Origin of the sequence: Acetobacter senegalensis, from assembly GCF_001580995.1 — a bacterium.
Lineage (GTDB): Bacteria > Pseudomonadota > Alphaproteobacteria > Acetobacterales > Acetobacteraceae > Acetobacter > Acetobacter senegalensis.
On the sequence record NZ_LHZU01000124.1, the window covers coordinates 14,204 to 28,706 of the forward strand.

A 14,503-nucleotide genomic window follows, 5' to 3' on the forward strand; every position below is an offset into this window, starting at 1 on the left:
TTTGCGTATTACGCCTGCGGCGCGCCGGGCAGGGTTTCCCAACCCGGACCAATGACCGTAATCACCCGGCGACCCATGCCATCCGCCTGCAAGACAATCACGTTGCGGTCTTCCAGCCATTCCAGCAAACGGCGCGCTCTGCCTTGGGAGACAGTGCCATACACCCGGGCAATTTCCGCATCTGAGGGGCACGGCTGCCGATCAATGGCCGCGCGGGCCAGAAACAGAAACACGGATTGCAGATCTTCCGGCAGAGCATTGGCTAGCGCTTCTGCCTGCTGCCATTCCGGCGTGACGGACAGATCTTCTGTCACACCACTCCGCGCCGTGGCCAAAGCGCGATTGAAGCCTTTCAGGTCCAGCGCATTGCGGCCCAGCCCGGCAATACGGCACCGCACCAGAAAATCCTGATACAGCACAGCAGCGGAGCGAAATGCTGTTTCATCATCCGCCAGCATGTCCCGCACAATGGCGGCCATGCGGGACTCGCGTTCGCCCTGATCTTCCGGCGTTTCTTCCTGCTCCTGCTCCACCTGTGCGGCTGCTGCCTGCGCCTCGCCATGGGCGGCAAGCTGGGAAAGCAGATCAGGCGGCGGGGTGGCAGGCGCTTTTCTGGGGCGCACAAATGTTTCCGCAGCAGGCAAAGGGGCCAGAATCAGATCATGCAGCGGCTCGGAAGGGGGCTGAAAGGGTGTAAGTACCGGCCCGGCGGAGCGGCTTTCTGTTTCAACCGAGCCGATACGCACGGGTGTTGGCCTGCGGCACATTGCCGGACCCAGCGCCACAAACGTGCCGCGGGGCAGATCACGGAAGGCTTCCGCCTGCCGCCGCTCCATGCCCAGAAGGTCTGAGGCACGGGCCATATCAATATCCAGAAAGGTGCGGCCCATCAGAAAGTTGGACGCTTCGGCCGCCACGTTCTTGGCCAGTTTGGCCAGACGTTGGGTGGCGATAACGCCTGCCAGCCCACGCTTACGGCCACGGCACATCAGGTTGGTCATGGCCCCCAGCGAAGACCGCCGCGCCTCGTCCGAAACCTCACCCGCCGCTGCGGGAGCAAAAAGCTGGGCTTCGTCCACCACCACCAGAACAGGGTACCAATAGTCACGCGGGGTTTCGAACATGCCACCCAGAAACGCGGCGGCCCATTTCATCTGCTGGTCGGCATCAAGCCCTTCCAGATTCAGCACGACGGAAGCCCGATGCACGCGCATCCGCTCACCCGCCGCATGCAGCGCCATTTCAGAACATTCGGCCCCATCAATCACCAGATGGCCGAATTTGTCGGCCAGACTGACAAAATCGCCTTCCGGATCAATAATGGCCTGCTGCACCAACCTCGCAGACTGCTCCAGCAAACGCCGCAGCAGGTGCGACTTTCCTGAACCGGAATTGCCCTGCACCAGCAGGCGCGTGGCCAGAAGTTCGGCAAGGTCCATCTGTGCGGGACCGCCGCCCGGCACTTCCCCCATTGTGATCATGTTGGTCATGGGGCATCCGATACCGTCAGGAACGGGTTTCCCGCAACCATTGCAATGCACCCTTTGCTGCAGCGCGCCCTGTGGCAAGACAGGCATGCAGCAGATAACCGCCGGTTGGAGCCTCCCAATCCAGCATTTCGCCTGCAACAAAAACACCCGGTTTGGCGTGAAGCATGAAATTTGCCTCACACGCGGCCTGAGCCACCCCCCCAGCCGAGGAAATAGCCCGCTCAATAGACTCGGGCCCAGTGAGGAGAACGGGCAGCGCCTTGAGCCGCTCCGCCAGCGCCTGAGAGGTGACGGGAACCTCACCCGCCTCACGCAGTAACGCCGCGACCACGGGCGGCAGACGCAGCGCCTTGCGCAAACGATTAGACAAACTCTCGCGCGGGCGCACTTTGGCCAGTCGGCTCGCCAGAGTCGCGACACTCAGATCAGGCCGCAGATCAAGAAGCAATTCTGCCTGCCCATGCTGGGAGATGTGGTTCCGCAGCACGCCAGACAGCGCATAAAGCGCGCCGCCTTCCAAGCCAGTGGCCGTCACGACCACCTCCCCACGCACGGTATGGTCACCAAACCGCAAGGCCACAGGCTTGAGCGGCGTTCCAGCAAAACGGTCCCGCATGGCCGCGGACCAGTTAGTACGAAATCCGCAATTGGCTGGCTGCAAGGGCACCACGGTCGCACCCTGCGCCTGCAATGCTGGAACCCATGCGCCGTTGCTGCCCAACCGGGGCCAGCTTGCGCCGCCCGTGGCCAACACCACGGCATCCGCTCGGCAGGGTTCTACAAGGTCAAGCGGCAGATCAGAGCGCCCTTGTGCCGGTGTAAAAGTCAGCCTTCCGGTTGTGGCATCCCAGCCGGTCCATTCCACGCGGGTATGAAACTGCACGCCCTGCTGCTGCAAACGGGCAAGCCACGCCCGCAGAAGCGGAGAGGCTTTCATGCTTTTGGGAAAGACACGACCGGAGGAACCGATGAAGCTTTCCTGCCCCAGTCCGCTCATCCAATGGCGGATATCATCCGTTGTCCACGCTGCCAGTGCCGGGGCAAGCCACGGGGCTGCCGCACCATAACGCGCCAGCAGCTTTTCCTGCGCTTCAGAATGGCTGATATTCAACCCGCCCCGCCCGGCCATAAGGAATTTACGGCCAAGGCTGGGCATGCGTTCCACAACATGAACCACACACCCGGCGTTAGACAGCACTTCAGCGGCGGCCAGACCGGCTGGGCCGCCCCCAATAACGAAAACCCGATACGGTGTGCTCATCCGTTCAGGGCTGAACTACGCAGGGTCATCAGGCGGTTTGGTCCGCAGCGGGAACATCGGCGCGCACGGCAGCAGCCAGATCGCGGATCTGCTCCAGCACGCGCGGCAGGGTTTCCGCTGTGGCCTTGCCATCCGCATCCAGCGTTTCAGCCAGAGTTGCCAGCAGGACAGAAGCGACAACCGCGCCATCTGCAATACTGGCCGCCGTTGCCGCCTGTTCCGGAGAGCGAATACCAAACCCGATGGCGACCGGCAGATCTGTTGCCGCACGCAGACGCGGCAGGGCTTCTTTCAGATCATGCTTGCTTGCCGTGCGGGTGCCCGTAATGCCGGTGATGCTGACATAATAGACAAAGCCGGAGGCGTGGGAGAGCACGTAGCGCAAACGCTCATCAGACGTGGTGGGCGCCACCAGCCGGATAATGTCCAGCCCCGCTTCCTCGGCAGGTTTTTCGATCACATCCGCTTCTTCGGGCGGCAGATCGACAATAATCAACCCATCTACACCGGCTTTGGCGGCGTCTGTGCAGAACCGGTCATACCCGTAGGCTTCAATCGGGTTGAGGTAGCCCATCAGGATGACAGGCGTTTCCGCATTCTCCTTGCGGAATTCCGCCACCATGGCCAGCACGCCCGGCAATGTGGCTCCTGCCTTCAGTCCCCGGCGTGCTGCCGCCTGAATAACCGGCCCATCTGCTGACGGATCGGAAAACGGCATACCAACTTCAATCAGGTCCGCCCCAGCGGCAGGCATGGCCTTGAGCAGCGCCAGAGACGTTTCAAGGTCCGGATCATACGCTTCCAGATACGGGATGAGCGCGCCGCGCCCTTCGGCGGCCAGAGATTTAAAACGGGCGGCGATGCGGCTCACAGTTTCACTCCCAGATGTTCGGCTACGGTGAAGATGTCCTTGTCCCCCCGGCCGGAAATATTCACAACCAACAGGGTATCCTTGGGCAGGGTGGGTGCAATCTTGGCCGCATAGGCAATGGCGTGGGCGGATTCCAGCGCGGGAATAATGCCCTCCGTGCGGGTGCAAAGCTGGAAGGCATCCAGTGCTTCCGTGTCCGTCGCGCCCACATATTCCGCACGACCGATGTCACTCAGCCAGGAATGTTCCGGCCCAACCCCCGGATAATCCAATCCGGCGCTGATGGAGTGTGCTTCATCAATCTGGCCATCTGCATTTTGCAGCAGGTAGGTGCGATTGCCATGCAGAACGCCAGGGCGGCCACGCTCAATGGAGGCCGCAGTCTTGCCGCTATCCAGCCCACACCCGGCGGCTTCCACGCCGATCAGCCTTACGGAAGAATCATCAAGGAACGGATGGAAAATACCCATGGCGTTGGAACCACCGCCAATGGCCGCTACTACCACATCCGGCAAACGCCCTTCTGCGGCCTGCATCTGCTCCTTGGTTTCTTCCCCGATCACGCTCTGGAAATCACGCACCATGGCGGGATACGGATGCGGCCCGGCCACCGTGCCCACCAGAAAATACGTATCCGCCACGTTGGCCACCCAGTCCCGCATGGCTTCGTTCATGGCATCTTTCAGCGTGCCGGCACCTGCCGTAACAGGCACCACTTCCGCACCAAGCAGCCGCATACGGAACACGTTGGGAGACTGACGTTCAACGTCTGTCGCACCCATGTAGATCACGCATTTCATGCCAAACAGCGCGCAGACGGTGGCCGTCGCCACGCCATGCTGGCCTGCCCCGGTTTCCGCCACAATACGGGTGCGGCCCATGCGGCGCGCCAGCAAAATCTGGCCCATCACGTTGTTCAGCTTGTGGGAGCCTGTGTGGTTCAGTTCCTCACGCTTCATGTAAATCTTCGCGCCGCCCAATTCTTCCGTCATGCGGCGGGCGAACCAAAGCGGGCTGGGCCGCCCCACATAATCCCGCAGGTAGAAATCAAGTTCTTTCTGGAAAGAGGGATCAGCCTTGGCGGCGTTATAAGCCTGCTCCAGCTCCAGCACGAGCGGCATCAGCGTTTCCGCCACAAAGCGCCCGCCATACCAGCCACCAAAATGCCCACGCTCATCCGGTCCATGCCGGAGGGAATTGGCCTGATTTGCTGTTATGCCGTGTTCTACCGGGTCCGCCATTGCTGGTTCTACCGCTCCTGTGCCGCGTTATGCCGGGGCCACCCATGGCCACCTGGCAGTGTTCTGGCTTACCAGAAGCCATTGCAGCTTGCACAGCCCCCGCATGCGCAAAGCGCCATACCCTTGCCAGCCGGATGCAGACACGGGCATATCCCTCAATAGTCTTGTGGGCGCGGCACCCCGCCCGGTTCCACACCCGCACGGCCCGCAGGCTTGATGTGAATGCTGCTAGAATTTCAGGGAGATTTGCATGTTCCTGGCCCACAGGCCCGGCATGCCCGCCCGGGCGGTCGAAAACGAGGCAGACGCCCATGGCGTAACATGGCTTGATCTGCTGAACCCCACCCCACAGGAACAGGCTCTGGCCACCGCCCTGTGCGGCCAGCCCATTCCCACATTTGATGATCTGAATGAAATTGAAAGCTCATCCCGCATAAGTGTCCGCAACGGGGCGGCTTTTCTGTCCACCCCCCTGCTCAAAAAAATTGGCACCGAGTTTCAGACCTCGCCCGTCGGGTTCATTCTTACAGCGGAGCGGCTGATCACCATCCGCTTTCAGGCCTATCCCTCATTTGAAGCCGTAGCGCAGATGGTGGCCGATCACGCTGCCCCTCCCGAACATCGTGCTCCCGAGTCCCTGCCCGAGACCACCATGGCGCTTCCCCCCGGCCATATGGCTGAATCCCCCACGCCTGCGGCCGTTGTTGCTCCCCGGGCAGAAATCACACTCGGTAGTGGTGAAGTGCTGGTGGCCCTTATTGAAACCATTGTGGACCGCTTGGCCGATATTTTGGAAAGTGTGGGCAATCTGCTGGACAAACTCTCGCACGATATTTTCCGACGCCAGCGTGAACAGCCACCTTTGCGCAACGTTGCCGCATGGCAGCGGGATCTTTTGCAACGCGTTGGCAGTTCAGGTGATTTATGCTCCCGCATGCGGGATACACTGCTTGGGCTAGAGCGCATCACCATTTTTCTGGGAGAAAGCAAAAAGGACGGCGCAGCACCAGCCTCCGGCTTTCCGCTGACAACACGCCGATTTGAAGCGGGCGTAACCACCCTGCCAACGGAAAACGCGCCCTATGCACTCTCCGGCATGTTGCGCACCCGCATGACAACCGCCAACCGGGATCTTTCATCCCTTACGGATTATGTTTCACAAGCCGCAGGCAAGGTAGAGTTTCTGCTGGACGCCACATTGGGCTTTATCAGCATTGAACAGAACGGCGTGATGAAAGTTCTGACTGTTGTCAGCTTCATTGGCGTGGCCCCGACCCTGATCGCCGGGGTTTATGGAATGAACTTCAAGGATATTCCTGAACTCGATTGGCGCTTTGGCTACTGGTATTCTCTGGGGCTGATGGCGGCCTCAGTCATTCTTCCACTTCTCTGGTTCTGGCGCAAAGGCTGGTTAGGAGGCATCAAATGAACCGTTCCCTGTTTTCATTCCGCCCGGGTTTTGCGCTGGGCGCTGCTGTTGCCCTGCTGCTTTCAGTCCCGGGAGTGACCACACCAGCGCGGGCTGCCTCCTCTGCTGCTCCGCAGGAAAATTATCAGGCGTTTTTCAACCAGATGGCGGCAGAACCCCTCCGTTATGGTGGTCTTTCCTCGCATGGTGATACGCGCATTCTGCTTGGCATGCACCAGACGCAGGGTGGTGGGCTGGAAGGGGAAATGATGCGGCTGGATTCCAGCATGCGCCCGCTTGTTGCCGGTCGCCTGAAAGGACATATCAGCGCCACGGCCCTGAGCCAGACCTCCCGCTGCACATTCAGCATCGCCCTGCCCCACCGCACGTTAACACTGGATGGCCCCTGTTCCGAGGCCCAGATGTCTGGCGCGCTCACCAACCACCCTCGCCCGACGCAACTGTGGTCTCAGGTCACGCAGTTCATCTCACCTGATACGTCCATTTCCGAATACTGGCTGACACGTTCGGCATGGCAGGCCGCAACCACATCAGCCACCGCCCGCTGAAAACGGCCCGCCGCGCCATGTTGCAACACGCGGAAGGTTGACGAACGGGCCGGTTCCCACTATCTTCCCGGCCCAGACACTGGCTGACTTCACCTGTCCAGTGGCCCTCCTCCCTAAGTCAGGACCATCCTGCGTCGGCACGCTGGCGTAACACGCTGTTGTTATGCACCGGCACCTCCGATGGCAGGCTTTTCCCGGTCCAGACCTTCCCCTTCTGAACTATTGCCAGTCAGGGCATTCCTAGATGCATCTTGCGGAACTCAAGGCCAAATCACCGGCCGATCTTTTAGCCTGCGCCGAAGACCTGAATATCGAAAACGCATCGTCTCTGCGCAAACAGGACATGATGTTCGCCATCCTGAAAGCCTTGGCCGATAACGACCAGGCCATATACGGCGACGGCACGCTCGAGATCCTGCATGACGGGTTCGGTTATCTCCGCTCCCCCGAATCAAACTACCTTCCCGGCCCGGATGACATTTACATCTCCCCCACCCAGGTGCGCCGCTTCGGCCTGCGGACAGGGGATACGGTTGAAGGCCAGATCCGCGCCCCACGTGATGGCGAGCGCTATTTCTCTCTTCTGAAAATCAACAGCATCAATTTTGAACCGCCGGAGGCCGTACGCCACCGCATCAATTTTGATAACCTGACCCCGCTTTACCCTGAGCGCCGCCTCCAGATGGAAGTGGAAAACCAGGCTCCGGCCGTAAGCGAAACCAAGGGTAAAAAAGGCAAGAGCACGCAGGATTTCACGCCGCGCGTGATTGATCTTGTTGCCCCCATCGGCATGGGCCAGCGCGCCTTGATTGTGGCGCCGCCGCGCACCGGTAAAACGGTCATGCTGCAGAGCATTGCCTCCTCCATCAGCGCCAATCACCCGGAATGCTTCCTGATTGTGCTGCTGATTGACGAACGCCCGGAAGAAGTGACCGACATGGCCCGCTCTGTGCGGGGTGAAGTGATTTCTTCCACCTTTGACGAACCAGCCCACCGCCACGTGCAGGTCACGGAAATGGTGCTGGAAAAGGCCAAGCGTCTGGTGGAACACAAGCGCGATGTTGTGATCCTGCTGGATTCCATCACGCGTCTGGCCCGTGCCTACAACACCGTTGTGCCATCATCCGGCAAGGTGCTGACCGGTGGTGTGGACGCCAATGCGCTGCAGCGGCCCAAGCGCTTCTTTGGTGCAGCCCGTAACATTGAAGAAGGTGGGTCACTCACCATCATCGCTACGGCGCTGATTGATACCGGCAGCCGCATGGATGAAGTGATCTTTGAAGAATTCAAAGGCACCGGCAACTCCGAACTGATCCTTGACCGCAAGCTGGCTGACAAGCGCACCTTCCCGGCCATTGACATCACCAAGAGCGGCACCCGTAAGGAAGAAATGCTGGTTGACCGCGCCACCCTGTCCAAAATGTGGGTACTGCGCCGTATTCTGGCACCCATGGGCACTATGGACGCCATGGACTTCCTGCTGGACAAGCTGAAATACAGCAAATCCAACAATGACTTCTTTGAAGCCATGAACAACTGACCATGCGCAGGCGGAAGGGGGCCATGTTTCCCTTCCGCCTGCATCAAGGCCAGCCTGAGTGCTGGCAGTGGTCTCAGGCGGTCTTCGGGCCGCCTTTTTTCTGGATGGTCAGAACCACGCTGCCATCCGCGTCTTCCTCTTCAGAAAGAATGAGATGCCCAAGCGCCCGCACGGACCGGCTGACATTCCTGCGCGGCTCCTCCCCTTTCAGCCTGACAGCCAACAAGCTACCAGGAGGCAAACCATCCAGCGCCAGACGGGTTCTGACAAAGGTCATGGGGCACTTCTCTGCCGTGATATCCAACATCATGGCACTTGGACTGGCCCCATCCTGATGGTCGAAAAGGGCATTATGCATTGTTTTGAAACTCCTCAGGCCCACAGCAGGGGCGGGAAACTTTCTTCCTGACCGCAGCATAGAAAACCTGTAGGTCTGTGTAAAATTGGACAAACCCCTTCCATTTCGGCTACCTGATACAAGAATGAATGCAGGTGGTAATAAGCAGGATTTGCGCCCTTGAAGTCTCAGTCGGCAGAAGAATCGCGAATCGCGCAGCTCTGTGTGGAACATGGCCTGAAAATGACTGGGCAGCGTCGCGTTATTGCGCGCGTTCTGTCAGACGCAGATGATCATCCAGATGTGGAAGAACTCTATCGCCGGGCCTCGGCGCTGGATTCCCGTATCTCCGTTGCCACCGTCTATCGTACGGTCCGGCTACTGGAAGAAAAAGGGATTCTGGAGCGCCGGGATTTTGGCGGAGGTCGCGCCCGTTATGAAGCAACGGAAGGCGGTCGCCACCATTATCACCTTATTGACGTTGATAACGGCAAGGTGATCGAGTTTGAAGACCCTGAGCATGAGGAACTGATGCGCCGGGTTGCGGAACGGCTTGGATTCGATTTTGTATCCATGCGGCTTGAGCTGTTTGGCAAAAAGCGCCCACAGCCCGCCAAGGAAACCAAAGCTCCGGCCCGCGCCCGCAAGAAGAAGGAAGCAGGCTCATGAGTGCGGCCCAGCAGCCTCCGGCCGGTTCCCTCTCCACCCTTGATCTGGAACGCAATGGCTTTCCGGAACTGCGGGGAGGAAATCTGAGTGTGCGCATTGCCGCCACGGAAGCGGAACGCGATGCCGCGCAGGCCCTTCGCTACCGTGTGTTTTATGAGGAAATGGGGGCCCACCCCAGCCCGGAAACCCTCCGCCTGAAGCGCGATATTGATGAGTTTGACGAGGTAGCAGACCATCTGCTGGTGATTGATAACGCCATTGCCTCGGATGCCCGCGGCGTGGTGGGCACGTATCGCCTTGTGCAGAGCGATGCCGCCGCCAAAATCGGCCATTTCTACTCTTCCAGCGAATATGACATTTCCGCCCTGACGGAATTTCCGGGGCGTCTGCTGGAAGTCGGTCGGTCCTGCGTGGATAAAAACTACCGCGGTCGGGCCGCCATGCAGTTGTTATGGCGGGGTATTGCCTCCTACATCTTCCTGCACCGGATTGATGTGCTGTTTGGCTGCGCAAGCCTGCCTGGCACCAACCCGGATGATCTGGCTGATGAACTGACCTATCTTTATCATAATCATCTTGCGCCCCCGGCCTTGCGCGTAAAGGCCCTGCCGGAACGTAAGGTGGAGATGCTGCGGGTTGATCCGCACGCTCTTGATTACCGGAAATGTCTGGCGCGCCTGCCTCCCCTTATCAAAGGCTATCTCCGCCTTGGGGGATATGTGGGGGATGGCGCGGTGATTGACCCACAGTTCAACACAACCGATGTTGCTGTTCTGGTGAAAAGTGAACTGATGGCTGATAAATACTATCGCCATTACGAACGCCGCCTGCGTGATGCACTGGACTGAGAGAGCCCTGCCTCTCTCTTGTCTCCATTTTTTGAGTTCTCTGCCAGCATGGGCCTGATCCTGTTGTGAAACGCCCTGCTTTTTTCCGCGCCTCTTCTTCTGAAAAGCGTCGTTCTGCTTTACGCCGGGCGGCACTCATGCTTGGCATCGGGGCTTTGACAGCCCTTGCTCTGCCCCCCGTCCATTTTCTGCCCATCCTGCTTTTTACCTTCCCCATGCTGGGGCGGGTAATCAATCGCGCCACCACATGGAAAGAAGCCGCATGGGCTGGTGGGCTGTTCGGGTTCGGGCTCTACACCGCCAGCCTTTATTGGCTGGTCAATGCCGTCATGATCCGTGCGGAAGAATTCTGGTGGTTTGTGCCATTTCCGTCCCTTGGCTGCGCCCTCATCCTCGCCCCCATGACAGCAGCCCCAGCGGCACTGAGCCTGCTGGCGCGCCCCGGCCCTCGGCGCATGGTCTTTTTTGCAGGTGCATGGACCCTGTTTGACATGGGCCGTGTGTTTCTGTTCAGCGGATTTCCATGGAATCCGCTTGGAAGTTCTCTGGCCATACCCGGACGCGTGGGAGATGTGCTGATCCAGCCTGCCGCGTGGATTGGTGTTGATGGCCTCACGCTTCTTCTGGTGCTTGGAGCGTTGTTCTGTGGCGAAGCCTTGCAGGATGCATGGCGCACCCGGCAGGGAAAACAGTGCGTGCTGTTGCCTACCCCCACATCCCGCTGGCGCGTTCTGGCACTTGCCGCCTTGATTGTGGGGGGAGGACTCAGCGCAAGCCTGTTCCGACTCCATGCCGTCCACCCATCCGGAGAGAATGGACCCATTGCCGTGATTGTGCAGGGCAATGTGCCGGAAACGGAAAAAGTGGGCCACCAGAACCCACGCGATATTTTTCTGCGCTACCTCAGGCTGACAGCCAGCGGCGTATTACAGGCCCAGAAGCTGAAGCAGACCACACCCGCCCTCGCCTCCAGCCCAATCGTCTTTCTCTGGCCGGAAACATCATTTCCCGGTTATGATCTGTTGCAGGATAGTCCCCGCGCCCGTCAGCTTATCATGGCATGGGGGGCAGGCGCAGAAGCCGGAATTATTGGCGCGCTGAGGCTGGATACAGACAACCGCTACCGTAACTCCGTAATGGCCCTTGCGCCGGATGGCGGCATTGAAGCTGTTTATGACAAAGCACGGCTGGTTCCTTTTGGGGAATATCAGCCTCCGTTCATCCCGCTTCAGATTGTACCGCAGGGCGGAATGGCGGCTGGCCCCGGCCCGCAAACATGGCATCTGCCCAACGTGCCGGGTGTTGGGCCATTGATTTGTTATGAGGTCATTTTCTCTGGTGCGGTCGTGGATGAGAAAGACCGCCCCCGTTGGCTGGCCAATGTGACCAATGATGGGTGGTTTGGAAACAGCGCGGGGCCACGCCAGCACCTTTCCTCGGTCAGACTACGGGCTGTAGAAGAAGGTTTACCCGTGGCGCGCGCAGCAAATACAGGTATATCTATTGCCTATGATGGATATGGGCACGAACTGAAACGTATAAATTGGGGAAAAGCTGACATTTTAATTGTGGCTTTACCGCCTGCCTTAAAAAAGACGTTTTTTGCTCAATTTGGCAGAATTCTGCCACTTATTTTGTGCCTTATCTGTATGTTCTCTGCTTTGATTACTTACCAAAAAGACACAAAAAGCACATTGAAGCGTTAATTATTCCTTTATAATGTCTTAATATAGGATTTATATGTCGGTCTCTTCATCCGTGAGAGGCACCGTGACACACACTCCATCTCCAGAGGAACCGGTCAGTTCGTCCAGTTCTCCACGCGCTACATCCATGGATACGCATATTGGCAAACGTATCCGCCTCCGTCGCATGCTTCTGGGCTTGTCTCAGGAAAAGCTGGGCGAAGCCGTTGGCATTACATTTCAGCAAATCCAGAAATATGAACGCGGTACCAATCGCGTTGGGGCCTCTCGCCTTTATCAAATTGCCGCCGCACTGGATGTGCCTGTCAGTTTCTTCTTTGATGATCAGGAAAAACCGTCCTTCCCCCAGCGGGCAGACACGCATTCCTCCCATTATTTCGGGCTTGCGGAAAGAAAAACGCTATTTGAAGGAGCAGCCCCCAGCCGTCCTCTTCCCGGTTTTGCCCAGGACGACATGCCCTTGCTTGCCCGCAAGGAAACACTTGAACTGATCCGCGCTTACTACAGCATACCAGATGCCACGGTACGCAAACACATGCTGGACCTCATCCGCTCCATGGGGCCCGCCAAGGACAAGAAAGAAACAGATCCGTCCTGATACAAAAAAGGGCGGAAGATCCGCCCCTTTCCGGTTGATCAGAAGTTATCGTCACCCCAGCCGCCGCCAAAATCTCCGCCGTCACCGCCCGCATCCTGGCCACCCCAGTCTGCATTGTTTCCGGCATCAAAATTCGGATCAGCCGTAGTGCCCTGCCCGGCAAACGGATCAGCGGCGTCTCCATAATTATTGATAATGGTTTCGTTCTGCGGCGCGCCCGCACCCCAACCACCATCACCCATTCCGGCCCCCGCACCGTGATGATCACTGAACAGGCTGGTTAGCGCATTGGCCGCCAGCATCCCGCCGGCAACGCCCGTGGCCGTTGTCAGCGCGGACCCAAGGAACCCGCTGCCCCCGCGCTGGAACATGCCTGGCTGCATACCATACGGCATCTGTTGATACTGCGGCGGCGGCACGGCACCCGGATTCCCACCCCAACCCGGAGGAGCCTGCTGCGGCTGGGCCTGCTGAGGACGCTGGCCTCCACCAAAAAGCCCCCCCAGAAAACCACTTGAAGCAGGTTTCTGCTGCTGGGCCTGCTGCAGTTGCTGTTGTGCCTGCTGAAGCTGGAACTGAAGCTGCTGGATACGGTTCTGCGCCTCTACCAGCGCGGCTTCCTGCACAACCGCCATCTGCGTGATCCGATAGCGGGCTTCCGGATATTTCTGGAATTCCTGTGCAATGAAGTTATCTGCTTCCGGGTCGATCGGCGGCAGGTTGGGCCGGGTGCTGGGCACGCTGCCAAAGCCACCCTGTGGCGCACCGCTCACCCGTGCGACAAATTTCGAGATAAGGTCGCGTTCTTCGTTGTTCATCACATACCTTCCTGCCTGACTGCGGGCTGTTTCCATACGAACATAACATTACGCATGCTGCCACGTCACTCTCTTCAAGATGTGGCGCGCGGGCAGGAGCGTTGCAAGAGGGCTACGGCACGAGTTCACCAGGTTCTCTTCCTGTATGCCGCGCACATCTGTATGGTGTGGCGCATCATGCGCCCGGCTGGTTTACGGCTGGGCGTTTATCTGACTGTACCACGTCATCAAGCCACACTACGGAGTTTCATCCTGACCATGGACCCGGCGTCTCCCAGCCCTACTGAGCGGCCTCTTTCCTTTCAGGACCTGATCCTGACCCTCCATCAGTTCTGGTCCAGGCAGGGATGCGCCATTCTCCAGCCTTATGATCAGGAAATTGGAGCGGGAACGCTCTCCCCGCACACCACATTACGCGCCTTGGGTAGCACACCGTGGAAGGCCGCATATGTACAGCCGTGCCGCCGTCCGTCTGATGGCCGCTATGGGCAGAACCCCAATCGGCTCCAGCATTATTATCAGTACCAGGTTCTACTCAAACCCACGCCGGAAGAGAGCCAGAAACTGCTGCTGGACAGCTATCGCGCCATCGGGATCGATCCTGACAAGCATGACATCCGCTTTGTGGAAGATGATTGGGAAAACCCGACCATCGGCGCATGGGGGCTGGGTTGGGAAGTATGGTGTGATGGGATGGAAGTCACCCAGTTCACGTATTTCCAGCAGGTTGGCGGTATTCCCGTTGTGCTCCCTTCCACGGAACTCACCTACGGGCTGGAACGCCTGGCCATGTATGTGCAGGGCGTGGAAAATGTATACGACCTTGATTACAACGGTGCGGGCCTGACTTATGGCGATGTCTTTCTGCGCGCGGAGCAGGATTACTCACGCCACAATTTTGAACTGGCCGATACAGATCTTCTGTTCCGCCATTTTGCTGATGCCGAAAAAGAAAGTGCTGCACTGGCCGAAGCCGGTATAGCCCAGCCTGCCTATGACCAGTGCCTGAAGGCCAGCCACCTGTTCAACCTGCTGGATGCGCGCGGCGTGATCAGCGTGAGCGAACGTGCGTCCTATATCGGGCGTGTGCGTACCCTGGCGAAACTCTGCTGCGAGACCTGGCTGGCTGGCGAGGACAAATAAGATC

At 58.8% G+C, this 14,503-nt stretch carries 14 protein-coding genes; 8 read left to right on the forward strand and 6 right to left on the reverse strand.

Features of this window, described 5'->3' with window-relative positions; all coding sequences use genetic code 11:
* Positions 1–8 precede the first annotated feature (8 nt).
* Genes AD948_RS07445 through trpB form a run of 4 tightly spaced genes read right to left on the reverse strand, consistent with a single transcriptional unit; the run spans position 9 to position 4,863 of the window.
* Positions 9–1,490: an ATP-binding protein gene (locus AD948_RS07445; RefSeq protein WP_061471357.1), complete on the reverse strand. Its 1,482-nt coding sequence runs from the start codon at positions 1,488–1,490 to the stop codon at positions 9–11.
* Positions 1,491–1,506: 16 nt separating this feature from the next.
* Positions 1,507–2,751 carry a TIGR03862 family flavoprotein gene (locus AD948_RS07450; protein ID WP_061471358.1) on the reverse strand — a complete coding sequence of 415 codons (1,245 nt, stop codon included), beginning with the start codon at positions 2,749–2,751 and terminating at the stop codon, positions 1,507–1,509.
* A gap of 28 nt (positions 2,752–2,779) precedes the next feature.
* Positions 2,780–3,622 (reverse strand): tryptophan synthase subunit alpha, encoded by an 843-nt coding sequence (gene trpA, locus AD948_RS07455; protein WP_061471359.1) that lies wholly within the window; start codon positions 3,620–3,622, stop codon positions 2,780–2,782.
* Complete coding sequence (gene trpB, locus AD948_RS07460; protein ID WP_006557877.1) at positions 3,619–4,863, reverse strand: tryptophan synthase subunit beta; 1,245 nt, start codon at positions 4,861–4,863, stop codon at positions 3,619–3,621. The genes trpA and trpB overlap by 4 nt, the downstream gene beginning before the upstream one ends.
* A 250-nt stretch (positions 4,864–5,113) precedes the next feature.
* Between trpB and AD948_RS07465 the strand changes: the two genes are divergently transcribed.
* The 3 genes from AD948_RS07465 (at position 5,114) to rho (ending at position 8,380) form a co-directional block, all read left to right on the forward strand.
* The gene (locus AD948_RS07465) at positions 5,114–6,292 is read left to right on the forward strand and encodes a magnesium transporter CorA family protein (protein WP_231948450.1); all 1,179 of its coding nucleotides are present in this window, start codon (positions 5,114–5,116) and stop codon (positions 6,290–6,292) included.
* The gene (locus AD948_RS07470) at positions 6,289–6,840 is read left to right on the forward strand and encodes a hypothetical protein (RefSeq protein ID WP_052427141.1); all 552 of its coding nucleotides are present in this window, start codon (positions 6,289–6,291) and stop codon (positions 6,838–6,840) included. The genes AD948_RS07465 and AD948_RS07470 overlap by 4 nt, the downstream gene beginning before the upstream one ends.
* Positions 6,841–7,084: 244 nt before the next feature.
* Entirely contained in the window at positions 7,085–8,380 is a 1,296-nt protein-coding gene (gene rho, locus AD948_RS07475; protein ID WP_006557874.1) for a transcription termination factor Rho, read from the forward strand.
* Positions 8,381–8,453: 73 nt separating this feature from the next.
* Here rho and AD948_RS07480 read toward each other — a convergent pair whose 3' ends face one another.
* Entirely contained in the window at positions 8,454–8,738 is a 285-nt protein-coding gene (locus AD948_RS07480; protein WP_006557873.1) for a sulfurtransferase TusA family protein, read from the reverse strand.
* Between the two features lie 222 nt (positions 8,739–8,960).
* On the opposite strand from AD948_RS07480, the gene AD948_RS07485 reads away from it, so the two are divergent.
* The 4 genes from AD948_RS07485 to AD948_RS07500 all read left to right on the forward strand — a co-directional run bounded on the left by AD948_RS07485 (position 8,961) and on the right by AD948_RS07500 (position 12,538).
* On the forward strand, positions 8,961–9,386 hold the full coding sequence (locus AD948_RS07485) for a Fur family transcriptional regulator (RefSeq protein WP_039903643.1): 426 nt from the start codon (positions 8,961–8,963) through the stop codon (positions 9,384–9,386).
* Positions 9,383–10,234, forward strand: a complete 852-nt coding sequence (locus AD948_RS07490) for a GNAT family N-acetyltransferase (RefSeq protein ID WP_006557870.1) — start codon at positions 9,383–9,385, stop codon at positions 10,232–10,234. The genes AD948_RS07485 and AD948_RS07490 overlap by 4 nt, the downstream gene beginning before the upstream one ends.
* Positions 10,235–10,299: 65 nt before the next feature.
* Positions 10,300–11,940, forward strand: coding sequence for an apolipoprotein N-acyltransferase (gene lnt, locus AD948_RS07495; RefSeq protein WP_061471360.1), 1,641 nt, complete (start codon positions 10,300–10,302; stop codon positions 11,938–11,940).
* Positions 11,941–12,067: 127 nt separating this feature from the next.
* Positions 12,068–12,538 (forward strand): helix-turn-helix domain-containing protein, encoded by a 471-nt coding sequence (locus AD948_RS07500; RefSeq protein WP_061471361.1) that lies wholly within the window; start codon positions 12,068–12,070, stop codon positions 12,536–12,538.
* A 38-nt stretch (positions 12,539–12,576) separates the two neighbouring features.
* Here the strand turns inward: AD948_RS07500 and AD948_RS07505 are convergent, their stop codons facing one another.
* A complete protein-coding gene (locus AD948_RS07505; protein WP_058987893.1) occupies positions 12,577–13,356 on the reverse strand; it encodes a DUF2076 domain-containing protein in 780 nt (259 codons plus the stop codon).
* Positions 13,357–13,533: 177 nt separating this feature from the next.
* Between AD948_RS07505 and AD948_RS07510 the strand changes: the two genes are divergently transcribed.
* Positions 13,534–14,499: a glycine--tRNA ligase subunit alpha gene (locus AD948_RS07510; RefSeq protein WP_408736057.1), complete on the forward strand. Its 966-nt coding sequence runs from the start codon at positions 13,534–13,536 to the stop codon at positions 14,497–14,499.
* Positions 14,500–14,503 lie beyond the last annotated feature (4 nt).